Below are 24,394 nucleotides of genomic sequence, written 5' to 3' on the forward strand. Positions count from 1 at the left end.
CAGCTCGAATCGCTGATTAGATTAGCGGCTCGACCGTTGCCGACTCGCTAGCCGGGTTATAGCCGGGCGGCGGCGGGACGGCCGGCGACGAGTGCGTCGCCGTCTTCCTCATCAGCGACGGGAGTGTGGCGTTGACCGTGCCGAACTGGCTGGATCTCGCCGTGCTCGGCATCCTCGTGGTCGCCGCGGTGCTGGGCTGGCGCCGCGGCGCGATCGTGGGGCTGCCCGGTTTCGCCGGCGCCTTGGCCGGAGCCATCCTCGGTGCGGCGCTCTCGGCGACGGCCCTCGGCCAGCTGGCTCCGGGCGCCGTGCGGCTATTGCTGGTGCTGACGGTGATCGTCGGATTGGTCGCCTTCGGCGCGGTCGCCGGGCACCGGGCCGGATGCGCCGCGCGCGCGGGGGTCTCCGCTCCCGTCGCACGACGCGCGGACGCTCTCTTCGGATGCCTCACCCATGCGCTCGCGGTCCCCCTGGTGGTGTGGTTGTTCACCGCGCCAATGGAATCCGCCGCCTTGGTGCGTCATTCGGCGACGGTGCGGACCGTCGACAGCGTGGCGCCGTTCTGGCTGACCGGCTTGTCCGAGGTGCTCACCGGCCCGATCAGGGACGCCGGGCTCGCCCGCCCGCTCGCGCCGGTCGATCCCCGCATCGTCGAGGGACCGATGCCCGCCGAACTGCGGCCCAGTGTCCTTCGAATCCAAGACCTGGCACCGACCTGCGGAATACGCCAATCCGGTTCCGGATTCGTCATCGCCGCGGAACGAGTGCTGACCAACGCTCACGTCGTCGCCGGAGCCGGCAAAGTGTCCGTCGACGCGGCGACGGGACCGCTCCCCGCGACGGTCGTGCAGTTCGATCCGATCATGGACATCGCGGTGCTCGCCGTCCCCGGCCTCGGCGCACCAGCCCTGACCGTCGCGCCCGAACCCGCCGGGCCCGGGGCCGACGCGATCGCGCTCGGCTATCCCAGGGGCGGGTCCTACACCGCGTCCGCCACCCGGGTGCGCAGCCGGGCCGCGCGCCAGGTGCGCGACATCTACCGCACCGGTCTGGGAGAACGCGAGATCTACACCCTGGACGGTTCGATCCAGCACGGCAATTCGGGCGGGCCGCTGGTCGACCGCGACGGGCGCGTGCTGGGCATCGTGTTCGGTGTCGACGAGAACGACAGCAACGTCGGGTTCGCCACGAGCCTGCCGGAGGTCCTCGATCGACTCGACCACGCATGGCGATCCGACCGGCCCGTCGACACCGGCCCCTGCGCCTCCTGACCCGCGTCAGGAAGCGTCGGCGACGATCACCACACCGCTCGACGCGTCGAGCAGCGGAATCGTCCGCTCCGCGGCGTCGTCGACGTGCACGCGCGGGTGCGGGGGCAGTTCGGTCTCGAAATAGGTGCCCGGCCCGTAGAACTGGCCGTACTTCACCACCACACCGTCGAAGTCCAGCACGGCCGCTTCGTGCTCCTGGATCACCGCACCCCGGCCCGCGGGCGGCTCCCACGCGATGCTCTGCGCGAGAAAGCGTTTGGCCCCCGCTGCCCGCGCGGCGGCGATCAAGTTCCGGGTGCCCTCGGTGCGGATGCGCGCGTTCGCCTCGGCCCGCTCCGGCAGCAATGCCGCGTCGTCCGGCAGATCCGTGAGCTGATGCATCACCATGTCGGCTCCGAACCCGGCCACCGCGGCGATCACAGCTTCCACGTCGTAGACATCGCACACCACCGGCTCGGCGCCCGCCGCCCGCACCTGGTCGGCCTTCGCCGCCGACCGGGTCATCCCCGCCACCTCGTGCCCCGCCTCGATCAGCAGCGGAAGCAAGCGGACACCGATCACGCCGGTCGCACCGGCCAGGAAGATGCGCACGGTGTCATTTTGCCGCGCCTGCGCCGTGGCGTGTTCGCGGGCCCTGACTCCGGCAAGGCCGAGTAGCGCGGCGCGATAGCTCAACGGCAGCTCACCCAAGCGGTGACCGCATCGTCGTTCACGGTGTATCCGATCCCGCGGGCGGTGAGCATGCGCAGCACCGCCGTGTTGTCCGCTGTGGTGCTCACGAAGATTCGCGAGTAGCCCTCGACGGTCGCGCGCTGGATCAATGCGGTGAGCACCGCCGTTCCGACGCCCGATCCCCGGCGGGAGCGGCCGATCCATACGCCCGCCTCCGCTGCACCCTTCGCGGTGGGGAGCGGACACAGGCGCGCAGCCCCGACCACCTCACCGTCCACGCATACGCAATAGGTCGATTCGACCGGCGGACTCGCCAGCGCCCGGCTTCGATGGAACTTCCGGAAGCTCGCTTCCCGGTCGGCATTCCAGCTCGTATCGGGTCCTTCGACCGGCATCACTTCGCCTGGCTCCGCGTCCGCCACCGCGGTGCGCAGCAGATCGGTCAGCAGGTCTTCATGGAGCGGTTCGAGGGTGACATGACCGGGCACGACCCGATCCTGTCATCGGGCCCGCCCGCACGCGACCGGTTTTCCGCCCGCTCAGACCGGGGTGATCGGCAGTCGCAGTGCGCCGGGCGCGGCGACCGGCACCACGGGGTTCTTCGGTTCGATCGGCGCGAGTCGGCGGTAGGCGTCCCCGAGGGGCGGGCGCGGGTCGTCCTCGCCCTTGTTCGGCCACAACGACATGGCGCGTTCGGCTTGGGCGGTGATGGTCAGGGAGGGATTCACGCCCAGGTTCGCCGAAATGGTCGAGCCGTCGGTGATGTGCAGGCCGGGGTGACCGTAGACGCGGTGATACGGGTCCACGACGCCGGTCTCGGCCGAGTCGCCGATGGCGCAGCCGCCGATGAAGTGACCCGTGATCGGGATGTTCACCAGCTCCGTCCAGGCCCCCTGCGGAAGGCCGCCGACCTTCTCGGCGATCCGCCTGGTGACCTCGTGGCCTTCCGGAATCCAGGTCGGCGGCGCGACGCCCTCCCCCGGCTTGGTCGTCATTCGCCTGCCGAACAAGCCGCGCTTGGTGTAGGTCACGATCGAGTTGTCGACGTTCTGCATGACGAGCACGCCGATCATGCGTTCTGACCAGCGTCGCGGACTGTGCAGCCGAATAAGATGGCGGCGTTGCGCGATCAGTTCCTTCACTCCCAGCAACCAGCGCGCCCTGCCTTCCTGAGCGTCCACCAGCACGGTGGTCAGCAAACTCATCGCGTTGCTGTCCTTGCCGTAGCGGACCGGCTCGATGTGGGTGTGATCATTGGGGTGGATCGATGAGGTGATCGCGACACCTTTGGTGAAGTCGGCGTCCCTGCGCAGAGAGCGCGCGCCGAGCACCGCTTCGGAGTTGGTGCGGGCAAGATACCCCAGCCGCGGCGAGACATGCGGCAGGCTGCCGCTGTCACGCAGCCGGTGCAGCAGTTTTTGGGTGCCCAGCGCGGCCGCCGCGAAGATCACCTGGTCCGCGGTGAACGTCTGCTTCGCCTTGCGGACCCATCGCCCGGTGCGCACCGTCCGTACTTCGTAGCCGCCCGCAGGCCGCGGCCGCACGTCCGTCGCCGTCGTCAACGGGTGCACTGTGGCCCCGGCCTTTTCGGCCAGATAGAGGTAGTTCTTCACCAGCGTGTTCTTCGCGCCGTGCCGGCAACCGGTCATGCACTCGCCGCAGTGCGTGCAGGTCGAGCGCGCCGGTCCGGCTCCGCCGAAATACGGATCTGCGATCTGCTGGCCGGGGCGGGAATCGTTGTCGGCGAACAACACACCCACCGGCGTGCGGCGGTAGGTATGGCCGATGCCCATGTCCTGCGCCACCGAACGCAGAATCCGGTCGGTCGGAGTGGTCGCCGGATTCTGCGTGACGCCGAGCATTCGTTTGGCCTGGTCGTAGCACGGCGCCAGCTCGGAGCGCCAATCGGTGATGTGCGCCCACTGCTTGTCGCGGTAGAACTTCTCCGGCGGCTCGTACAGCGTGTTGGCGTACACCAGCGACCCGCCCCCGACCCCTGTCCCGCTCATGACGAAAGTGTCGTTGAGCAGCGTCATCCGCTGGATGCCGTAGCAGCCGAATTTCGGCGCCCACAGGTACTCGCGCAGATGCCAGGAGTTCTTCGCGTACTCGTCGTCGGCGAATCGGCGACCGGCCTCCAGCACGCCGACCCGGTATCCCTTCTCGGTCAACCGCAGGGCGGCAACGCTGCCGCCGAAGCCGGACCCGATGACGAGCACGTCGTAGTGGCTGTCCATGCGCTCGAGCCTATGGCGGCGAACGCGCAGGCCGGAGGAGAGATACGGACGCGATATCGAGATTTCCGGCCATACTCGCAATCGGTCTGCACCGCAGCCAGCCGCGCGGATCGGCTGCTCATTGTTGGTCGGATGCCGGCCTCTCGTCGACGTCGGCTTGCCGGTCCGCTGCCGCGACCACAGCGTGAGCGACGTGGGTGGTGCGGCCTGCGTGGGCTTCGGTGCGCATGCGTTCGGACATATGGGGATAGTGCAGTTCGAAGGCCGGGCGTTCGGAGCGGATGCGCGGCAGTTCGTAGAAGTTGTGCCGCGGTGGTGGTGAGGTGGTCGCCCATTCCAGGGAGTTGCCTTGGCCCCACGGATCGTCGACGGTCACGACCTCGCCGTATCGCCAGCTCTTGAACACGTTCCACACGAAGGTGAGCATGGAGACGCCTAGCAGGAAAGAGCCGATCGTGGACACGGTATTGAGCGCGGTGAATCCGTCGTCGGGCAGGTAGTCCGCGTAGCGGCGAGGCATTCCCATGCTGCCGAGCCAGTGCTGGATCAGGAACGTCAGGTGGAATCCGATCAGGGTGGTCCAGAAATGGATTCTGCCGAGCCGCTCGTCGAGGAAGCGGCCGGTGAGTTTGGGGAACCAGAAGTAGATGCCCGCGAAGGTGGCGAACACGATGGTGCCGAACAACACGTAGTGGAAGTGGGCGACGACGAAATAGGTGTCGTGCACGTGGAAATCCAGCGGCGGGCTGGCCAGGATGACGCCGGACAGGCCGCCGAGCAGGAATGTCACGATGAACCCGACCGAGAACAGCATCGGTGTCTCGAAGGTCAACTGGCCCCGCCACATGGTGCCGATCCAGTTGAAGAATTTCACCCCGGTCGGTACGGCGATCAAGAAGGTCATCAGCGAGAAGTACGGCAACAGGACCGCGCCGGTGGCGTACATGTGGTGCGCCCACACCGCCACCGACAAAGCGCCGATGGCCAGGGTGGCGTAGACCAGGGCGGTGTAGCCGAAGATGGGTTTGCGGCTGAACACCGGAATCACCTCGGTGACGATGCCGAAGAACGGCAACGCGATGATGTACACCTCGGGATGCCCGAAGAACCAGAACAGGTGCTGCCACAGGATCGTGCCCCCGGTGCCCGGATCGTAGATGTGACCACCCAGATGCCGGTCATAGGCCAGCGCCATCAGCGCCGCGGTGAGGATCGGAAAGGCCAAGAGCACCAGGATGCTCGTAACCAGAATGTTCCAGGTGAAAATGGGCATCCGGAACATCGTCATCCCCGGCGCACGCAGGCAGATCACCGTGGTCGTCATGTTGACCGCGCCGAGGATGGTGCCGAGACCGGAGACGGCGAGACCCATGATCCACAGATCCGCGCCCACTCCCGGCGCGTGCTCGGACAAGCTGAGCGGGGTATAAGCGGTCCACCCGAAATCAGCCGCGCCGCCCGGAGTGATAAAACCCGCGGTGGCCATGCTAGCCCCGAACAGATACAGCCAGTAGCTGAACGCGTTCAGCCGGGGGAACGCCACGTCCGGAGCGCCGATCTGCAACGGCAGAATGGCGTTGGCGAAACCGAAGACGACCGGTGTCGCGTAGAACAGCAGCATGATGGTGCCGTGCATGGTGAACAGCTGATTGTATTGTTCGGGCGAGAGGAATTGCAGTCCGGGCGCGGCGAGTTCTCCGCGCATCAGCAGCGCCATCAAGCCGCCGATCAGAAAGAACCCGGTCGCCGAGGTGAGATACAGGATTCCGAGCACTTTGGGGTCGGTGGTGGTGACCATTTTCCACAGGAACGAGCCTTTCGGCCCGACTCGCGCGGGGTACGGCCGCGTCGCCTCGACAGGTGGAATTTCACGCGCCATCGCAGCCATCGTGCACCTTCTTCCTGGTCGGACGCGCACGCCGTACCCGGGAATCGAGGCTCTAAACCCGGGTGAAAGGCGAGGCTCGCCCGCTCGGTGTTCTCTCGATGACCGTTCCCGATCGGTGGCCATGGCGCGTACCGACCCACAGGCGAGGCTGCGGCCCGGCGAACGGTTTCGTGGTCAGGTGTGCGCGGGCAGAAGTTCGGCGACGAGTTCCTCGACGAGAGTCTTGATCTCATCCCGAATCGGGCGCACCGACTCGACACCCTTGCCCGCGGGGTCCTCGAGCACCCAATCCCGGTAGCTCACCCCTGGAAATACCGGGCAGGTGTCACCGCAGCCCATCGTGATGACGACATCGGAGGCTTCCACGGCGTCGAAAGTGAGAATCTTGGGCGATCGGTCGGAGATATCGATGCCGATCTCGCGCATGGCCTCGACCGCGGCCGGATTAATGGATTCGGCGGGTGCACTACCTGCTGAGCGAACTTCGATCTCGTCTCCGGCGAGGTGGGCGAGGAAGCCTGCGGCCATCTGGGAGCGGCCGGCGTTATGGACGCAGACGAACAGAACACTGGGCTTGGATGCCATGAATCAATGGCCTTTCAGCTGGTGGAGATGTCGGATACGGTCGGCACCAACAGCAGTGCGCGGGTCACGCTCATCGCTCGAGCACCTTTTCCTGCGTCGAGTCGGCAGGTGTGGGTGCGGCGGGGGTGGTGAGACGGAAGCGTGTGCGTAGTGCCAGGGAGACGTACACCAGCCCGACGAGGACGGGGACTTCGATCAGGGGTCCGACGACTCCGGCGAGGGCTTGGCCGGAGGTGGCGCCGTAGGTGGCGATGGCGACGGCGATGGCGAGTTCGAAGTTGTTGCCCGCCGCGGTGAACGCCAGTGTGGTGGTGCGTTCGTAGCCCAAGCCCATCACAGCGCCGAAGAGGTAGCCGCCGCCCCACATGATGGCGAAGTAGGCCAGCAGCGGGATCGCGATGCGCACGACGTCGAGGGGTTGGGAGGCGATTTGTTCGCCTTGCAGGGCGAACAGGATCACGATCGTGAACAGCAGCCCGTACAGCGCCCACGGCCCGATGCGGGGCAGCAGTGTGGATTCATACCAAGCGCGGCCTTTGGCGCGTTCGCCGTAGCGGCGGGTCACGTAACCCGCCAGCAGGGGGATGCCAAGGAAGATCAGCACCGATTTCGCGATCTGCCACGGCGAGGTGTCGATCGTGGTCTGCTGCCACCCGAGCCAGCCGGGCAGCACCGACAGGTAGAACCAGCCCAGCACCGCGAACATCAGCACCTGGAACACCGAGTTCAACGCCACCAGCACGGCGGCGGCTTCGCGGTCGCCACAAGCCAGATCGTTCCAGATGATGACCATCGCGATGCAGCGCGCCAACCCGACGATGATCAACCCGGTGCGGTACTCCGGCAGGTCCGGCAGCAACAGCCATGCCAGAGCGAACATCAGCGCTGGACCCAGCACCCAGTTCGACACCAGCGACCCGATCAGCAGCTTGCGGTCGCCGGTGACGGTGTCGAGCCGGTCATAGCGCACCTTCGCCAAAACGGGGTACATCATGATCAGCAGCCCGATCGCGATCGGCAGCGAAATGCCATCGATCTCCACCGCGCTCAACCCATTCCCCAGACCGGGGATCATCCGCCCCAGCAGCAGGCCCGCGGCCATCGCGACACCGATCCACACCGGCAGGAACCGATCCAGCGTCGACAGCTTCGCCACCACGGCATGGTCGCGTGTTGTGGTGGCGGCGCTCACGCGTGCACCCCCGCGGCGGCGCCGCTTTCGACCAGCAGCACATCCGACAACCGTTGCAGCGCCTCGGGGATCACCCGGTAGTAGACCCAGGAGGCGCGGCGCTCGCTGGCCAGCAGCCCGGCCTCGCGCAGCACCTTCAAATGATGTGAGATCGTCGGCTGCGTCAGGTCGATGCCCTCGGACAGATCGCACACGCACGCTTCCTGCCCTTCGCGCGAGGCGATCGCGCTCAGCATCCGCAGCCGCACCGGGTCCGACAGCGCCTTGAACACACCCGCCAGCTCGGCGGCGGTCTGCGCGGGCAACGGTTGGCGCACGATCGGCGCGGCCGTACACGCTTGTACGGGAACGATCGGAAGCTGCGACTTCGACATGGACCTATATTGATCGATATCAATACTGGATCGCAAGCGAACAGTGGGCGAACAGAGTGCACGGACTGTTCCGTTCGGGTTGCATCCGGTACCCAGGTACAGGCTTACCGTGAGGTCATGACGATGATCACGCCTTCTCCCGGCGATCGGGTGCCGGACTCCTGCACCCTGCCCACCGCCGAGCAACCGGTTCGGGTCGCGGAGTTCGACCGCTTCTTCGCCGAGTTCGTGCGGCGCGCGCGCCAGCCGACCCGCACACGGCTGGATCTGCTGCTGGACGCCGACGCCGAACCCACCGCCCGCGATCTTGCCGCCCGCGAGTCCGCCTGCTGTTCTTTCTTCGCCTTCACCTTCGACTCCACCATCGATGGGCTGGTGATGCGCATCGAGGTGCCCGGCAACCAGGTCGAGGTCCTCGACGCGCTCGCGGTGCGGGTCGATGCCGCGATCGGCGGGGACCGGCGTTGACCGGGTTGCGCACCAGCCGGCTTGCCGCGGCCGCCGGGGTGAATACCCAAACGCTGCGGTACTACGAGCGCCGTGGGCTGCTCGCCGAACCGGAGCGGTCACTGGGCGGACACCGGCTGTATCCGCAGGAAGCGCTGACGGTGTTGCGGGTGATCAAGGCCGCCCAGCGGCTCGGGTTCACCCTCGAAGAGATCGCCGAACTGCTCGACCTCACCCGGATCGGGCGCCGACGCGCCGACGCCGGGTTGCAAACCCGCGCGACGGCGAAACTGGCGGAGATCGACGCGAAGCTCGCCGAGCTGACCGCGGTGCGCGACACCCTGCGCGCCGCGATCGCGGCCGGATGCGACGACCTGATCGCATGCAGTGAAAGCCCGCGCTGCCCAGTGCCCTTCACCGACGATCACAGCGACGTCACCGGATGCCACCGTGACTGTTGAATGAGCCACCGCGTCCCAGCGTTCACCGAGCGTTGACCTGGTCGCGCAACTCGACGACCGCGTCGATCGGATAACCGACCTCGCCGAGCACGGACGCGATCATCTCCTCGGCCTCCCGCAGCAGCGCATCCCCGCCAGCGTGGAACGCAACTCGACCGCGCGGCGATCGTGCGTGCGTCGAACACCTTCGACCAGGCCTCGCGACTGGAGGCGCTGGATCGCTGAAGTCGGCTTCATGCCGAGGTCTGCTCAGGAGCCGGTAACGTTCTCGATCGGCGAGGTGGCCAGGCGGTGCGGCGTGGCGGTGCCCGCGCTGCGGTGGTGGGAAAAGCAGGGCCTGCTGGTGCCTATTGCTCATGAGTCCGTGCGGCGGCGGTACGACGCGGCGGGCGTACGGCGGATCGCGTTGATCCAACTGTTGCAGCAGACAGCGCTGATGAGTCTTGATGAGATCCGCACGGTGCTGAGCGGCGAACACCACTCGGGAGGGTGGCGGCAGGTTGTCCGGGCGCGCCTGGCCGCCTGCGAGGAGCAGCGGCTTCGGTTGCAGGCGGCCCAGGCCTACCTGTCCCACACGTTGACATGCCAGCGCGATGACCCGATCGACGGAGGCCCATACCTTGCCGAGGAGATCGACAGGTACCTGAAGTCTGTCGGCGACCGTTCCTGTGATCACGCACCGCGGACGCCGCGGCAGCCTCAGCGACGCTCCGAAGCACTGACCGAACTATCCATCGACGGGCGGAAGGGCCGCCCGTAGTCAGCATGACCGGCCGGGGAGTCGAGCACCTGCTGCCACGGCACGATCGGCGTCGTAGCCGTAGAGCCAATCGAACCGGTTGAGGGTGAACCCGCGCATGACCACGTCGCGAGCCCGCTGCCTGATGCCGTCCGGCAACTGGAACAGATCACCGTTACGGATGGATCGTTGCTGGACGGTGGCGGTGCGGGCGTGCCGGGCTCGCTCATATCGACGAAGCGCGTCCGGCACGCCGGCCCTGCTCACCCCGTCGAGGCTGCGGCCCAGCACCCAGGCGTCCTCGATCGCTTGGGCCGCACCTTGGGCGAAGAAGGGCAGCATGGGGTGCGCGGCGTCGCCGAGCAGGGTTACCCGTCCCAGTCCGATCTTCTCGAGGGGTGGCCGGTCGAAAAGGGGCAGCCGAAGAGTCGTCGTCGCGGCCGCGAGGATCGTGTGCAGATCGGGATCCCAGCCCGCCATCGTGGCGGCGAATTCATCGACCGGGCCCTCGCGAGTCCAGGATTCGATGTCCGCGTCCGGGGCGGGCACCGCCGCGGCCAGGTTGAGCAGACTGCCCGCGGAGATCGGATAGCAGACAACGTGTTTGCCCGGCCCGAGCCACATCCGCGTCATGGGCGGCTCGGCCAGGTGCGCGACGGAATCGACGGGGACCAGGACGCGCCAGGCGGCCTTCCCGGAGAAACGCGCTGCGCCGGAATGGAGGAGCCGGCGAAGCTCGGAGCCGAGACCGTCGGCGCCGATAACGACGTCCGCACGATGACCAGAGCCGTCGTCGAATCGGAGACTCACCCCGTCGTCGTCCTGGTCCACGCCGACACAGCGAAGGCCGGTACGAATGACTCCGCCAGGTAGGGCATCGACGAGCACGCGGTGCAGATCGGCGCGGTGCACTGTGTAGTACGGGGCACCATAGATCGCGGCAACATGACCACCGGCGTCGATTTCCTTGATGATCTTTCCCGAATTCCACCGGCGAATTTGCACGCGGGCCGGCTCGACGGCCACGGCGGCGAGCGCGTGGGACAACCCGAGGCGGTGCAGTAGCCGTGAGGCGTTCGGCCCGATCTGGATTCCAGCTCCCACCTCGCCGAGCTCGCTGGACCGTTCGAAACACACCACCTCATGCCCGGCACGCCGCACCGCGAGCGCTGCACTGACACCACCTATGCCCCCTCCGACGATGGCCACCTTCAATGGCGAAGTCACGACGATCTACCTCTTTTCGACACGGTCGAGATCCGTACCGCGACTATGTCAGCTGAAGTCGACTTCAGGTCAAGGTCGATTGATCGCACTTGATTCCGGATCGCGGTTCGCAGGCCCATGCTGTGTCGATGAACCAAAGGGAGTCGCAGCCGATCTCGCCGAGCTCGATTCGCCTTCCGCTACCAGCTGATCGCCGCACACCCATCGACCCGGCCCACGTCATCGTCGAGGACTCCGCCGTAACAGGCCTTCTCGTCGTCCGGGGGTTTGAATGCCAGCGATGTCGACCCAGCCCCTCGCCGCCCAACTCGTCGCCCCGTACATTTCCTGCCCACACCGCGACCCACCACAAGTCGACGGCCACATTCCCTCGCGACCCCTCCGGGCGGCGGCGTTCTCGGACAATTCGCGGCGCACCACCTCGGTCCAGGCCTCGCTGTGAAGCCCCCGGCCGGGAACTCGTGCAGCGCACCGGCGGCCAGAAAACCGAGATCGATGCCCGTTGCAATGAACCTACCGGCGGCAGCCGTCGAGCAGCAGTCGAATGGTCAGGCGCGCATCGTAATTCGGATCTGCTGTTTCCGCGCCCGCGCAGATGTCGCCGATCGCGCGCATCAGCTGGTAGGCGGTGATATCGGCGGGGAATTCGCCGGCGCTGCGGGCGGTGGCGAGGATGTTGTCCAGTGCTGGTACGAGGCGATCCAGGAACAGGGCGTGCAGACCGGTGAAGCCGTCGGGGTCGTTGCGCAGAGCGGCGGCTAGGCCATGCTTGGTCGCCAGGAAACTGACGAACAGATCGACCCATCGACGCAACGCGTCGGACGGCGAGGTCGCTGTTTCGAGCAGGGCGGGCACGGCCTCCGCGCATGCTTCGACCTGGTGCCGATAGACCGCGGCGACGAGGTCCATCAAGCCGGTCGCCCTACCCGCGCCGGAGCGCGGCGACGACTTGCAGGTTCGGGTGTCGGCCCCGGCTTCGGGCACCGACGTCCCGGTCGTCGTCCTCGCCCATGGCTTCGGCAAGTCGATGTCCTCCTACGACCCGCTGGTCGACGCGCTCGGCGACGGCGTGTCCGAGGGTTCGCTGTAACGGGGCGGGCGAGCAGGAGTTCGGCTGCCCAGCCGTGGCCAGATGCGAGAAACCTCACCCGATGAGTACGAACCACCCCATCACAGGCTATTGTCGATCAGGTGCGTGACTTGTCACGCCAAGCGTCGTAGATCGCATTCGCTTCGCAACCAGCGCTTGCCGCATCCGCTCTTATTACGGCGATCGATTTTGCCCATCGGCAATCTCGCCATTTCGTGCCCCCGGCGCGGACCCGCAAGGTCCGCAGACGGCCCGGGCACCACCTGATGCCCGAAAGGCACCGCAACACATATGAGTTCTGCTGACATCTCTTTTGCCGCGCTCGGCGTGAGCGCACCGCTGGTGAAGGCGTTGACTCGCGCCCAGATCACCGAACCTTTTCCGATCCAGTCCGACACCCTGCCCGATTCGCTGGCCGGACGCGACGTGCTGGGCCGTGGCCGGACCGGCAGCGGCAAGACGCTCGCTTTCGCCATTCCGATGGTCAACCGTCTCGGCGGCGGTCTCGCCGGTAGACGCGCACCGAGCCGACCGACCGGCCTGGTGCTGGCGCCGACTCGGGAATTGGCCACCCAGATCGCGGCCGCGCTGGAACCCCTCGCCGCGGCCTATCGCATGACCGTCACCACGATTTTCGGTGGGGTCCCGCAGAACCGGCAGGTCCGGGCGCTGCGCGCCGGTGTCGACATTGTCGTCGCCTGCCCCGGCCGGCTCGAGGATCTGATGAACCAACGTCTGATCTCCCTGGATGCCGTCGAGGTCACCGTTATCGACGAGGCCGACCACATGGCCGACCTCGGGTTCCTGCCAGGTGTGACCCGCATTCTCGCAGCCACCCCGAAGGACGGTCAGCGCCTGCTGTTCTCGGCCACCCTGGACAACGGCGTCAACAAGCTGGTCAGCCGCTTCCTGCCGGATGCCAAGCTGCATTCCGTCGACGAGGCGAACTCCCCGGTCGCCGCCATGACCCATCATGTTTTCGAGACCGCGAGCGTCGAAGCCAAACGCGAGCTCGTGCACCGGCTCGCCTCGGGCTCGGGTCGGCGAATCCTGTTCATGCGCACCAAGCATCAGGCTCGCAAACTGGCCAAGCAGCTGACCCTCGCCGGAATCCCGGCCGTCGATCTGCACGGCAACCTCTCGCAGGGCGCCCGCGACCGCAACCTCGCGGTCTTCGCCGCCGGTGATGCCCTGGTGCTGGTGGCCACCGATGTGGCCGCGCGCGGCGTGCACGTCGACGGTGTCGAGCTGGTCGTGCACGTTGACCCGCCCGCCGAACACAAGGCCTACCTGCACCGTTCGGGCCGTACCGCGCGGGCGGGCAACTCCGGTGAAGTGATCACCCTGGTGCTGCCCGGCGAACGACGCGACCTGGCCGACCTCATGCGCAAGGCCAAGATCACGGTGACCCCGCAACGGGTCACCGCCGATTCGCCCGTGGTGGCCGAGCTCGTCGGCACGACTGCCCCATTCGTCGCGCCCTCCTACAGCGATCGGGCGGCACGTGAAGACGACCGCCGCAGCAGCGGCGGACCGTATCGCAGCAGTGGCGGACCGCGCCGAGGCAATGGCGGACCCCGCAAGAGCAGTGGCGGACCGCGCCAAGGCAGCGGCCGTCGCAACGGCAATGCGGCGCAAGGGCAGTCGCGCGCCAAGCCGCGCGCTCATTCCGCGCGCGGAACGGCCGCATAGGGCCCGCTTTTCGGTCGCTCCCCAGACAGGCCTATACCGAGATCGCCGAGGTGCTGAGCATCGCCAGCGGACTCCCGGACAGCGAATGCTGGTGAACGTGGCCGATGAAGCCGGTACCGGCGGGCAACCCATCGGGTGCGAGGCATCGCTCGCGCACCTGATGGGTTGCCGTGCGATTGCGTAGCCGCGAAAGCTTGGTCGGCCGTCCGACTCGGCCGGTCGAGACCATGGCCGAGTGGGATCTTCGAGGGCTGCGGCGGAAGTAGGGCGGGCAGTGTCGGCTCGTCCCGTCCGACACGGCCCGCAGAGGGCGCGGCGTCACGCGGTGAGGGCGCGGGTCGGCTCGGCGGTGGCGATGTGACGGCGGCGGGACGGGAGCATCGAAGTCGGGTGCGAAATGCTCCAGGCCGCGCTCTTGCAGATGAACTCCTTGACTCGCGCGGCCGCCCTACCGGTGAGAGCCGAAGGCTTGGGCTGATCGTCGGGGGTGACCCACTGGACCACAGCGTCGCGGCGGCCGAGGCTGATGCACTGGGCGGTGTAGCCGATCGAATTGCAGGGGATCTTGCGACCGGTCAGACGTGCGGCGATGGCGTCGGCGGCGTGATAAGCCGAAGGGACACCCGAGGCGCAGGACATGCGCAGCGGATCGCCGTTCGCCCCGGGGGCGAGCGCGGCGTCGCCAACGGCGTAGACGTCGGGGTGCGACACCGACCGCATCGTGTCGTCGACGACGATCTGCCCCGTCGCCGACACCTGCAGGGTGGTGGCCGCGGCGATCGGGTGGACGGCGAAACCGGCTGTCCACACGGTGATTCGGGCCGGGATCGTGCGGCCGTCGGCGGTCTGGGCGCCGGTCCGCTCGACGCGGGCGATGTCGGTGTGCTCGTGCACGGTGATGCCGAGCCGGTCGAACGCTTTGCGCAGATGCTGTTGGGCCTTCTCGCTCAGCCAGTCGCCGAGGCCACCGCGAGCAGCGAGTGCGACCTCGAGGTCCGGCCGGGCTTCGGCGATTTCGGTGGCGGCCTCGATTCCGGTGAGACCACCACCGGCGACCAGCACGGTCGCACCCGCGCCCAGGCTCGCCAGCCGCTCGCGCAGCCGCAGTGCGGACTGCTTGCCGGCGATGTCGTAGGCGTGTTCGGCCACACCGGGCACGCCACAGTCGGTGGCGGCGCTGCCGAGGGCGTAGACGAGAGTGTCGTAGGTGATCGACCGCGAGCCATCGGCGGCGACGATGTCGACGGTCTTGCGGTCGGCATCGACCGCGGCCACCCGGGCCGACACCACCCGCACGCCGGTGTCCGCGAAGACGTCGGTCAGCACGCGGCTCTTCAGCTCCTGACCTGCGGCCAGCTGGTGCATACGGACGCGCTCGACGAACTCCGGGTCGGCGTTGACGAGGGTGATCTCGACATCCGCGGGGTGCAGCCGCTTGGCGAGGCGCCCGGCCGCGTTGGCTCCGGCGTATCCGGCGCCGAGAACGACGATGCGGTGTTTCATGGTCTCACTCCTGTCTGGATGGTGTTCGCTTCCTGAACCGGATAGCGGCGCGAAACCTGACAGAATTGGACTGTGATATAGGTCACCACCCTTCCTGGAGGGGGTGAGCGTGCCGACCGGCCGCCTCGATCCGCGTTGGGCACCGAATATCACACCGCAGTCCGATTCCATGTAATACCAGAGGGTTACGGCTGACGAGAATCCGGCCGATAGCTTCGAGATATCGAAATCGGCGCCCCGCTCCGACATCGACCGGCCGGCATCGTCGACGGACGGAGATGGCGTCCCCGACTCGAGCTCTCAGGAAGATCTATGACGACACCTGCCTTGGTCCCCCAGTCATCTCCACGGTCACCGCAGCGCGGCGCCGACGGTGATTACGCCCGTCTGTTGCGCCGGATCTCCGCCGCGGGGCTGATGAACCGGCGTCCCGTCTACTACGCCGTCCGGCTGAGCCTCGTCGGCGTCGCGTTCGCAGCCGGGTGGGCGGCGTTCGTCCTCATCGGCGATTCGTGGTGGACGCTGCTGGTCGCGGGGTTCATGGCCGTGACGTTCGCTCAGATCGCACTCGTCATGCACGATGTCGCACACCGCCAAGTCTTCCGGCTACGGCAGCCGACGGAACTGGTGGGACGTCTCGTGGGCAACGCCGGCATCGGCCTCGGCTACGGCTGGTGGCAGGACAAGCACACCCGGCATCACGCCAACCCCAACCACGAGGAACTCGACCCCGATGTGGCACCCGACATTCTGCTCTGGTCACAACAGCAGGCACGGTCCAGCCGAGGTCTGCCTCGTCTCATCGGGAGGACGCAGGCGTTCCTGTTCTTCCCCCTGCTGTTGCTGGAAGGCCTGAACCTCCATGTGGCCGGCGTACGCGCCCTCAGAAATCGATCGGTCAAACACCGCGGAATGGAGGGCGCACTGCTGTTCGGCCACTTCGCCGCGTACCTGGCCGCACTGTTCGCGGTTCTGCCCGCCGACAAAGCGTTCGCGTTCCTTGCCGTGCATCAAGGCCTCTTCGGCCTGTACATGGGTTGCATCTTCGCCCCGAACCACAAGGGCATGCCGACCTTGACCGGCGACGACCGTCCCGACTACCTCCGTCGCCAGGTGCTGACCTCCCGCAACGTGCGGGGTGGCGCGTTGACCGACGTCGCCCTCGGCGGGCTCAACTATCAGATCGAGCATCATTTGTTCCCGAGCATGCCGACGCCGAACCTGCGTCACGCCCAGGTGATCGTCCGCGACTACTGCACCGAGATCGGCGTGCCCTATCACGAAACCGGGCTGTTCTCCTCTTACCGCGAGGCACTGAGACACCTCCACCACGTCGGCGCCCCCCTGCGCCCGGAGGCCGGAGTGCCACAACGCAATCGTTGACCGATCCACTGCTTGATTCGGTGGTGCCGGTGGCCGTGTCGCACGAGGATCGGGTGGTATGAGACCGGAGGTCGGTGCCGCTGTGGTGCGGTGTGTCGAGTGTCGCGGTTACGAGTACGCGGGTGCCCCGCAGTGCCATCGTTGCCTGCGGCTGGTCGACGATATCGTCGAGGAGGAGTGGCGGCGCTTCTTCCTCGACTGGCAGAGCGAACCCGCGCCCGAGGTCGCCCGACTCGTCGTCGCCGAGCCCGACCGGCACGACTGGCGGGTCGTGGACGCCGCACTCGATCGGATCGTCTGCGACGAGTGCGGCAATCGGCTCGGTCGCGGACCGATGGACTGTGCGGAATGTAACTTGCGCACGGATTTCGTTATGCCGCAATGGAGACCGATCGGCCGGGCGTCCCGCCGGGCAACGAACACGCGATCCGCGTCAACGTCTCGGTCATCCGCCGACCCTGGGTGGCCTCGGCGCAAGAGCTGCTGGCTCGCAGACTCCTGCTGCCCGCCTTGCTGGTCGGCTTCCTACCGACCACCACGCAAGCCCAGCGAATCAGCACCCTGATCAAATCCGACCCCACCCCGGAGCGAGCCACCCGCGTAGTAGATGACTTCCTCCGGGACAACGGCCTGGAAATCCCCACTCGGTGAGCACGCACCCGACTGCCCCTCGGATCGAACCTCCGCGTTCGGCAGCACAGGGAGCAAGACGAGAAGCGGCAGCGATGTCGGTGCGCTGATGTCTGCGCGAGCAAGTCCGGTCTGGGTGAACGCTTCAGCCGGAGGTGACTGCGGCCCGGCGCGCATCGGCGGTCCCGTCTCCTGAAGGGCGGACACGAAACAGGTTGTCCCAGTGGTGATCCAACCGCTGCCTGGCCTCGTCCGGCGGCAGCACACCGAGTGCGGCGTGCTCGTGCTCGATGAGCAGTTCCCAGTCCCGGAGTCTGCGCAGGCCGTCGCGGATCTGGAAGTCGAAGCTCGTCCCCCACTGCCTGCGAAACCAGTCCTCCACGCGTTGATCGAGTTCGGCGGCGGTGAGCGGGCGGTCGGCCGTGCGCAGGAAATGGTAGGCGAGGACGGCTTCCTTCACCTCCGATTCCTCGGCGGCACCCAGCAAATGACGGAACACTCCCGCATCGTTGTCGAGATTGCTGAAGTAAAGGTGTTCCGACAGCGTCTTCATCAACTTGATCTTGCGGTTCATGAACTTGGAGAACTGCCGAACCAGGTAACCGCCGAAAGCCGCCACCCCCGCGCCCAGGGTGACCAGCGTGGCCTGATCCAACGGCACGGACTCCTCGCGCAACCCGGCCCAAAACGCGAGCAACAGCACCAGCGGCCCCAACGAGGCAACGAGCTTCGTGACGACCACGACGATTCCGGAGACCACCGCGGGCACCCCGATCAGCAGCTTGTCCAGCGGCCGCATCCGCACCCGAACGCTCGGATACAGCATCTCGAGGTCGTTTCTCGGGACATTCTGGAACAGCTTCAGCAGCACACCGCCATTGGGGCGATCCACGACCGCCTCCGGACGCTCGGCGAAAGCGACGTACACCAGAACTTTGCCGTAGCTGGTGAATTCGATGCTGCGCCGCCGCAGACCGAACAACCACCTCACCTGTTCGGTGCGCTGCGACACCCCCCGTCGAAAGAACATCGCCGTCTCGATGTCCTCCTCGTCGACCTCCAACCGCACCTTCACCAGGGAGTGCTCGGCGAACGCGCGCTGAATCTCAGCGGCATCGATGCGCGTGAAATCCGCCGCCTCGGCCAGCGCGACCAGCTCCCGCTCCACCCGCACCCGCGCCGCCGCCCGATCCTCGGCTGTCGCGGCACGGATGGCCCGTTCATCCTCCGCGGGATCGACCAGCTGATACGCGTCGAGCACCTTTTCACCACGCACATGAAACTCGTAGTGCACCAAAGCCGCCAGCAGACGAGCGAACTCCGCGAACGACTCGCGTTCGGCATCGGGAAGTTCGTCGGTACACAGAGATATCACCGCGCTCTTGCGGAACGGCAGGAAGTGTTCGGCATCCATCGGCAACTCCTCTCGACGGACCAGCCCGTCGGCCATAACCCTAGGGGGAAACCGATATTCACCGCCGATCGTTGATCGATCCGGAGAGGTCGTGCGGCACGCAGCACGCAGCCACCGTCGATTCGATGCGGGAGGCTTTTGGCGACATCATGCGGCTCGTGCTCGCGACCGCGCCACAATGCCGAGGCATTCGGCTACACGGGCTCCTTCACGCTGGTCGACGACAACGGCTGAGACAACGCCACCGGCAGACCAAGGACGGGTCAGAAGCACGTCACCACCGAACTTCGAAAAGGCTCGGGTGAAGTGCACGCTCGAAGCGAAGCGCGGATCACCTCGTGCTGACGCGGAGGTGACCGCGCCCCGGCCTGCCGCCGTGGGGGCGTCCCGCCTGCCAGCGCGAGGATGACCGTGCCCGGCCTGCCGCCACGCAAGCCTGCGGCGCGTTCTAGTTGCGGGCGCCGACAGCGATGCTGCTCGCAGGTCGATGCTCAGCCGCTGTTGCCGACCAGCGCGGCGGGCATCGTCGGCTGGCCGGGGCGTGTCGCTGCTCGGCGGCGGCGTTCAGTTGATGCCGGCGATTTCTTGGGCGATCGCCGCGAGCCGCGTCTGGGCGGCCGAGACGACACCGTGCCGGTTCTTGTGGGCTTCCTCGTAGGCGACGATCGATCGAATGTCGGCGGGGTCGGAGAGATCCTTGACCGCCGCGACGGCTTGGCTGACGTTCAGCTCGTCGTAGTCGCCGATGGGCAACTCGTCGGGTTCGAGGACGCCGGTGGTGGTACGGATCGAACGCAACGCGTCGGCGGCGGTATCGGCGCCTTCGCGGCGGGTGACCTGCTCGGCGGTCTCGAGGGCGGCGTCGCGAGAGGCCGAGAGGGTTTTGACGGCGACATCCCCTGCGCGCGCACCTTGGGCGAGCAGTTCGCCGAGCACGGGTGGGGTGGCGCGGACGGTGTCCAGTGCCCGGTCCAGACCACGAGCGGACCAGGTGACCGGGAGGTTGACCAGCTTCACCGCGGTTCCGGTGGCCGCCTGCAGTGGTGTGCGGCGCAGTGCGGCCGGCCCGCCGAGGGCGTCCTCGGCCAGGACGGTGGTCAGCCAGTCCACGGTCGCCGAGTGCGCGGTGATCAACCGCTCCGCCAGAGCCACCACCTGACGTTGACCGGCGGTGGTAGCCAGGGCCTTGATGTAGCGGGCGCGGTCGAGGAGTTGGTGTTCGAGGGTGAGGTCGCTCAGCAAGGCTTCGTCGAACGGCTGGGCCTGTTCGACCATCGCCTTGACCGCGGCCGCCGCGCGCCCGAGGAAAGGGCCGACCAATTCCGGGACGCTGCCCAGGTCGCGGATGGCGGCCTCGATGGCCTCGGCGCGGGCACGGCCGTTGTCGGCGTTCTCGGACAGCTCGCGCCGCACCGCTTCGGTCCGGGCTTGAGCTATGCGGGTTTCGGCGACCTGGATTTCGGTGTTGGTCAAAGCGAGGACAGCGCGCAGCTGCGCCAGCAACGTGGTGGTGTCGGGAGTGCTCATGCGAATCTCGTCCCTTCGACGTTGACAGCATCGGGTCGGCGCAAGGTGCACCGCTATCCGCTTACCCGGCACTACCCGAGAGTAACCTGCTCCGAAAAAAGCATGCCTGACCGACATATGCCGAGGTAAGCATGGAATCTCCCGGCCAACGGATCATCCGGCTCGAGCTGCGGCGCGATTGTGCCCAAGTCGCGCATCGGGCCACCGGTGGCACCAGGCTTACGTGCAGCCAGGCGCCCGTACAGCTGGGAGTCGTCTCCCGTGGCAAACCTTCAGCTCTCGGTTGGCGTCTGCGGATGCGCGGGCTGGGCTCGACTCGCCAGAGCGGTCGGTCTCGCTCCGCGCAGTGCGGGTAGGACGAGCACGAACCGACCGAAGGAGCCTCCGATGCCGGGTTCTCTTGCCGAGCAGACCGAAGCGGAGCTTGGTGGTCCCCGCAGTGTGCTGAGCTTGCAGCGCCGCGATCACCAAATCCTCGACGGGTTGCTGTCCCGCATCGACAGCAGCGGCGGCGACGAGCGCCGGGACGCGATGACGGCGCTGTGCTGGCTGGTCTTCCCGCACGCGTTCGCGGAGGAGGCGGTGCTGTGGCCGCTGGCTCGGAAGGTCCTCCCGGACGGCGAGGAACTGACGTTGCGCGTCGAGCAGGAGCAGCAAGAGATCAACGAGCTGTTCAGCGAGCTGGAGACGATCGACGCCGACAGTCCCGAGCATCGCGGGCTGTTCGCGAGGATCGAGGGGCTGCTGCGCCAGGACGTGCGGGACGAAGAGGACGTGCTGCTGCCGAAGTTGCAGGAGGCACTCGACGCGCAGGCCTTGCGCCGGGCGGGCTGGGCGTGGCTGGCCGTGCGAGTCACCGCGCCCACACGGCCGCATCCGACCGTCGCGCGGCGGTTGCCCGGTAACGCGCTGGCGGCGGTGCCGCTCGCGCCGCTGGACCGTTCGCGCGACCGGCTCGACCAGGTGGCTCGCCGAGCGCCGCGACGATGGGCGAGCGGGTGCGCGCACGCCAGTCGCGCCCTCGCTGTAGTGGCGGGCGTGGTGGAACATCTGCCGCCGTTGCGACGCGGCGAGCACCCGTCCACGCGCACCTGAGCGCGCGCGATCCGGTCACCGGTGCGCCGGCGTCACCCGTTCGACGAGAGCGTGGTCGGATGCCGGCGCGCCGGCGTGAGTACACCCGTAACCGCAGCGCCGATCGTGAATTACGCAGGGAACCGATGGTTTTCAGTGGGATCCGGGCTCGGGCTCGAGTAGTCCGATGCGAAGTCGGGTGCTGGCATGCGCTATTCCGGCATTGCGAATGTAGCTTTGTCGAGCAGTTCGGCGTGACTTGCACGCCGCTGAGATCCTCGGCAAGTGCGAAATTGACCGCACCACCGAAATTTTCATGATTTTTACAATCGCCGACAACATCGAACCCGACGCACTAGGGACTCCGCCAGCGCGTCGGGCGCCGTGCCCGACCGCGCGGGAGTATTCGAACCCGGTGCGAAGTTCACTGTCTTCACACCCGCCGAATAACTGAGACTCCGCGTCCTTCGGTGTGCGAGATGATCCGCGTTCGGCTGACGCAGGCGCCTGAGCGATCGCCGGCACCCGACAGACCCGCTCATTTCCACCGCAAGGTTCATTCCTGGTCGCCGCCGGTGACCGCCGTCACCCGGTCAGCATGCGGTCGCCGAAGCAGTCCCGGCCGCCCTGGGACTCCCGGTCCCGTACGACGAAGGCATCGCTCCCGCAACTCGCCCTGCGGGTTCGGCACGCAGTCGCGCCAGGAATTACGAGTCGTCTCAGTGGAGCATCTCGACGGGTCGGAAAGTTCATACACGATTTACCTGGCCGTCGCGCCGCCATCAACGCGTGGCTTTTTTCGTGAGGACGCACGAAGGGCTGGATTCACGCATTCCCAGCAGTGGCGATAAACTCCGATTCGGACAATCAGCCGGTCTTAGACTGAGCCAATGGTGCAGCCGACGCCGTGGCGAGGGAACACTCCTCGAAATGGTCGGGGAAAGATCGTCAGTAATGCCACGGCGCGAGGGCCGAGGGCGTATCAGGTTGCGCTGCGCGGATATTGGGGCTATGCCTGGGCCGCAATCGGCAGCCTGGTGACACTCGCATTACTGTTCCAGCCGTGGATCACCGCGTCCGGCGCGGATGGCAGCGTCCGCGCGAATGCGTTCGGCCGCATGCAAATTACAACGGTGTTTCTCAATGTCTGGTCACGATCCAATCCGCGCGCCCCGCAGATCACCGGCTTCTGGGCACTGCTCGCCAGCGCGGCGATCGTCGTCACCGTCTTGGCCGTGGTGATCAATCTGCGGTTCCGCATCGAGGCGCTCACACGGCTGGCGACGATGTCCACGCTGGCCACAACCGTGTTCGTGCTCATCACGGCCCTCTATGTCAACAGCAAGGGCGGCCAGCTGAAGTCCATGGTCTCCCGCACCTCGGATCTGGGTGGTCAGGTCGGATCGTTGCTCAATTGGGCGTTCAACAACGGCAAGCTCGCGGTGCCGGGCTTCGGTCAGCACGCGTACGCCTCGGCGAGCCTCACGCCGTGGGCGTTCCTGGCCATCGCGGTGTCGATCGGATCGACCGTGGCGGCAGTCACCCAGTGGATGCGCAGCGGCTCGACGAACCTCTTCCGCATGCCCGTGCACATCCATTTCAGCAAGACACCACCCCCGTCTTCGGAAGCGGGCGACACCGACGGACCATGAACCGGCCCGCAGGCGTCCGCCTCCGGCGAGCCGCGCATCGACTGTCGATCCCCCATACCGAGCAGATCGCGACCCCGGCGAGCGCCCCCGGGTTCCGGTGGGTTCTAGGCTCGTGCGGTGGTTAACAAGTCTGGCCGGGACGCGGCTGCCGACGCGGTCGTGTCGTTGAAGCGAATTCCGGTGCCGGTGGCGCGGGCGGTCGTGGATTGCGGGGTCTACCGGGACGGGCACCGGGAACCGGGCCGGTTCACCCCGGCCCAAGCGCTGGCCGCCGTCCGCGACACCGCCACCGGCGCCGCGGGTGACGGCGCCGCCGGTGAGGGTGGCGGATTCGTGTGGCTGGGGTTGCACGAACCCGATGCCGGGCAGATGGCCGAGGTCGCCGCCTTGTTCGGGTTGCATCCGCTGGCCGTGGAGGACGCGGTGGTGGGGCATCAGCGCCCGAAACTGGAACGCTACGACCAGACCCTGGTACTGGGATTGCGCACGGTAGCCTACGTCGAGCACGACATGCACGCCGTCAGCGAGATCGTGCAGACCGGGGAAATCCTGATCTTCTGCGGCCCCGACTTCGTCGTCGCGGTGCGCCACGGCGCCCACTCCGGACTACGAGAGGTCCGCGCCGAACTCGAGACCGACCCCGCCCGGCTGGCGCTGGGACCGGCCGCGGTGCTGCACGCGATCACCGACCACGTCGTCGACGCCTACCTCGAGGTCACCGCGCAAGTCGAAGCCGACGTCGAGGAAATGGAAGAAGAGGTCTTCACCCCCCGCTCCCGGCTCACCATCGAAGCCATCTACCAGCTCAAGCGCGAGGTCGTCGAACTACGGCGAGCGATCACCCCGCTGGCAGTCCCGCTGCAGGCTTTGACCAAGCCCGACTCCGGGCTCGGCAAGGAAGTACGCCGCTACCTGCGCGACGTCGCCGATCACCACGCCACCGCCGCCGAACGCGTCCACGACTTCGACGACGCCCTCTCCGCCCTGATCACCGCTTCCCTGGCGCGGATCGCGGTGCGCCAGAACACCGACATGCGCAAGATCTCCGCTCTCGTCGCCCTGGCCGCGGTCCCCACCATGATCGCGGGCATCTACGGCATGAACTTCGACCACATGCCCGAACTGCGCCAACCCTGGGGCTACCCCGCGGTCCTCATCCTCATGGTCGTCGCCTGCAGCTGGCTGGCCCTGCTGTTCCGCCGCAACGGCTGGCTCTGACCAGGGCCGTGACCGACGGCCGACCGGCGTAGCCAGGAGTTGGCCCGGCGACAACACCACCGAGGAGCCGGCGCGGCTGACGTTGCTCGGCGTGCGGTCGATCCAGCGGCACCGATGG

At 67.2% G+C, this 24,394-nt stretch carries 23 protein-coding genes; 11 read left to right on the forward strand and 12 right to left on the reverse strand.

Translation table 11 applies throughout. The features are described from left to right. The first annotated feature begins 131 nt into the window (after positions 1-131). Positions 132-1,271 (forward strand): MarP family serine protease, encoded by a 1,140-nt coding sequence (locus tag K8O92_28880; GenBank protein UAK31725.1) that lies wholly within the window; start codon positions 132-134, stop codon positions 1,269-1,271. Between the two features lie 6 nt (positions 1,272-1,277). On the opposite strand, the gene K8O92_28885 is transcribed toward K8O92_28880, so the two are convergent. From K8O92_28885 to K8O92_28915, 7 genes are all read right to left on the reverse strand, one after another. Continuing rightward, the gene (locus K8O92_28885; protein UAK36001.1) at positions 1,278-1,862 is read right to left on the reverse strand and encodes an NAD(P)H-binding protein; all 585 of its coding nucleotides are present in this window, start codon (positions 1,860-1,862) and stop codon (positions 1,278-1,280) included. Between the two features lie 80 nt (positions 1,863-1,942). Further along, entirely contained in the window at positions 1,943-2,431 is a 489-nt protein-coding gene (locus K8O92_28890; protein UAK31726.1) for a GNAT family N-acetyltransferase, read from the reverse strand. Positions 2,432-2,482: 51 nt separating this feature from the next. After that, complete coding sequence (locus K8O92_28895; GenBank protein UAK31727.1) at positions 2,483-4,180, reverse strand: GMC family oxidoreductase; 1,698 nt, start codon at positions 4,178-4,180, stop codon at positions 2,483-2,485. Positions 4,181-4,298: 118 nt separating this feature from the next. Beyond that, a complete protein-coding gene (gene ctaD / locus K8O92_28900) occupies positions 4,299-6,068 on the reverse strand; it encodes a cytochrome c oxidase subunit I (protein ID UAK31728.1) in 1,770 nt (589 codons plus the stop codon). A 174-nt stretch (positions 6,069-6,242) separates the two neighbouring features. Beyond that, positions 6,243-6,653, reverse strand: a complete 411-nt coding sequence (locus K8O92_28905; GenBank protein UAK31729.1) for an arsenate reductase ArsC — start codon at positions 6,651-6,653, stop codon at positions 6,243-6,245. Between the two features lie 70 nt (positions 6,654-6,723). Then, positions 6,724-7,809, reverse strand: coding sequence for an ACR3 family arsenite efflux transporter (gene arsB / locus K8O92_28910; protein ID UAK36002.1), 1,086 nt, complete (start codon positions 7,807-7,809; stop codon positions 6,724-6,726). Positions 7,810-7,841: 32 nt separating this feature from the next. After that, positions 7,842-8,219, reverse strand: a complete 378-nt coding sequence (locus K8O92_28915; GenBank protein ID UAK31730.1) for a metalloregulator ArsR/SmtB family transcription factor — start codon at positions 8,217-8,219, stop codon at positions 7,842-7,844. A 117-nt stretch (positions 8,220-8,336) separates the two neighbouring features. Between K8O92_28915 and K8O92_28920 the strand changes: the two genes are divergently transcribed. The 3 genes from K8O92_28920 to K8O92_28930 all read left to right on the forward strand — a co-directional run bounded on the left by K8O92_28920 (position 8,337) and on the right by K8O92_28930 (position 9,887). Then, positions 8,337-8,687, forward strand: a complete 351-nt coding sequence (locus K8O92_28920) for a hypothetical protein (protein UAK31731.1) — start codon at positions 8,337-8,339, stop codon at positions 8,685-8,687. 5 nt (positions 8,688-8,692) lie between these two features. Beyond that, positions 8,693-9,127, forward strand: a complete 435-nt coding sequence (locus tag K8O92_28925; GenBank protein ID UAK36003.1) for a MerR family transcriptional regulator — start codon at positions 8,693-8,695, stop codon at positions 9,125-9,127. Between the two features lie 235 nt (positions 9,128-9,362). Continuing rightward, positions 9,363-9,887, forward strand: a complete 525-nt coding sequence (locus K8O92_28930; protein ID UAK31732.1) for a MerR family transcriptional regulator — start codon at positions 9,363-9,365, stop codon at positions 9,885-9,887. Here the strand turns inward: K8O92_28930 and K8O92_28935 are convergent, their stop codons facing one another. Next, positions 9,888-11,093, reverse strand: coding sequence for an FAD-dependent monooxygenase (locus tag K8O92_28935; protein UAK31733.1), 1,206 nt, complete (start codon positions 11,091-11,093; stop codon positions 9,888-9,890). 280 nt (positions 11,094-11,373) lie between these two features. Here K8O92_28935 and K8O92_28940 point away from each other — a divergent pair, with 280 nt between their 5' ends. After that, positions 11,374-11,535 (forward strand): hypothetical protein, encoded by a 162-nt coding sequence (locus tag K8O92_28940; GenBank protein ID UAK31734.1) that lies wholly within the window; start codon positions 11,374-11,376, stop codon positions 11,533-11,535. Positions 11,536-11,606: 71 nt separating this feature from the next. On the opposite strand, the gene K8O92_28945 is transcribed toward K8O92_28940, so the two are convergent. Continuing rightward, positions 11,607-12,005, reverse strand: a complete 399-nt coding sequence (locus tag K8O92_28945; GenBank protein UAK31735.1) for a TetR family transcriptional regulator — start codon at positions 12,003-12,005, stop codon at positions 11,607-11,609. Between the two features lie 469 nt (positions 12,006-12,474). On the opposite strand from K8O92_28945, the gene K8O92_28950 reads away from it, so the two are divergent. Next, the gene (locus K8O92_28950) at positions 12,475-13,875 is read left to right on the forward strand and encodes a DEAD/DEAH box helicase (protein ID UAK31736.1); all 1,401 of its coding nucleotides are present in this window, start codon (positions 12,475-12,477) and stop codon (positions 13,873-13,875) included. A gap of 318 nt (positions 13,876-14,193) precedes the next feature. Here the strand turns inward: K8O92_28950 and K8O92_28955 are convergent, their stop codons facing one another. Then, positions 14,194-15,378, reverse strand: coding sequence for an FAD-dependent oxidoreductase (locus tag K8O92_28955; GenBank protein ID UAK31737.1), 1,185 nt, complete (start codon positions 15,376-15,378; stop codon positions 14,194-14,196). 312 nt (positions 15,379-15,690) lie between these two features. On the opposite strand from K8O92_28955, the gene K8O92_28960 reads away from it, so the two are divergent. Beyond that, on the forward strand, positions 15,691-16,761 hold the full coding sequence (locus K8O92_28960) for an acyl-CoA desaturase (protein ID UAK31738.1): 1,071 nt from the start codon (positions 15,691-15,693) through the stop codon (positions 16,759-16,761). 381 nt (positions 16,762-17,142) lie between these two features. Then, positions 17,143-17,412, forward strand: a complete 270-nt coding sequence (locus K8O92_28965) for a hypothetical protein (GenBank protein ID UAK31739.1) — start codon at positions 17,143-17,145, stop codon at positions 17,410-17,412. A 124-nt stretch (positions 17,413-17,536) separates the two neighbouring features. On the opposite strand, the gene K8O92_28970 is transcribed toward K8O92_28965, so the two are convergent. Continuing rightward, a complete protein-coding gene (locus K8O92_28970) occupies positions 17,537-18,805 on the reverse strand; it encodes a DUF3754 domain-containing protein (protein UAK31740.1) in 1,269 nt (422 codons plus the stop codon). Between the two features lie 564 nt (positions 18,806-19,369). Continuing rightward, complete coding sequence (locus K8O92_28975) at positions 19,370-20,332, reverse strand: ferritin-like domain-containing protein (GenBank protein ID UAK31741.1); 963 nt, start codon at positions 20,330-20,332, stop codon at positions 19,370-19,372. Between the two features lie 387 nt (positions 20,333-20,719). Between K8O92_28975 and K8O92_28980 the strand changes: the two genes are divergently transcribed. From K8O92_28980 to K8O92_28990, 3 genes are all read left to right on the forward strand, one after another. Beyond that, positions 20,720-21,427 carry a hemerythrin domain-containing protein gene (locus tag K8O92_28980; GenBank protein ID UAK31742.1) on the forward strand — a complete coding sequence of 236 codons (708 nt, stop codon included), beginning with the start codon at positions 20,720-20,722 and terminating at the stop codon, positions 21,425-21,427. 1,016 nt (positions 21,428-22,443) lie between these two features. Beyond that, positions 22,444-23,058, forward strand: a complete 615-nt coding sequence (locus K8O92_28985) for a hypothetical protein (protein UAK31743.1) — start codon at positions 22,444-22,446, stop codon at positions 23,056-23,058. Positions 23,059-23,238: 180 nt separating this feature from the next. Further along, on the forward strand, positions 23,239-24,276 hold the full coding sequence (locus tag K8O92_28990; GenBank protein UAK36004.1) for a magnesium and cobalt transport protein CorA: 1,038 nt from the start codon (positions 23,239-23,241) through the stop codon (positions 24,274-24,276). The last annotated feature ends 118 nt before the right edge of the window (positions 24,277-24,394 follow it).

The sequence above is a fragment of the Nocardia asteroides genome, from assembly GCA_019930625.1.
Taxonomy (GTDB): Bacteria; Actinomycetota; Actinomycetes; order Mycobacteriales; family Mycobacteriaceae; genus Nocardia; species Nocardia sputi.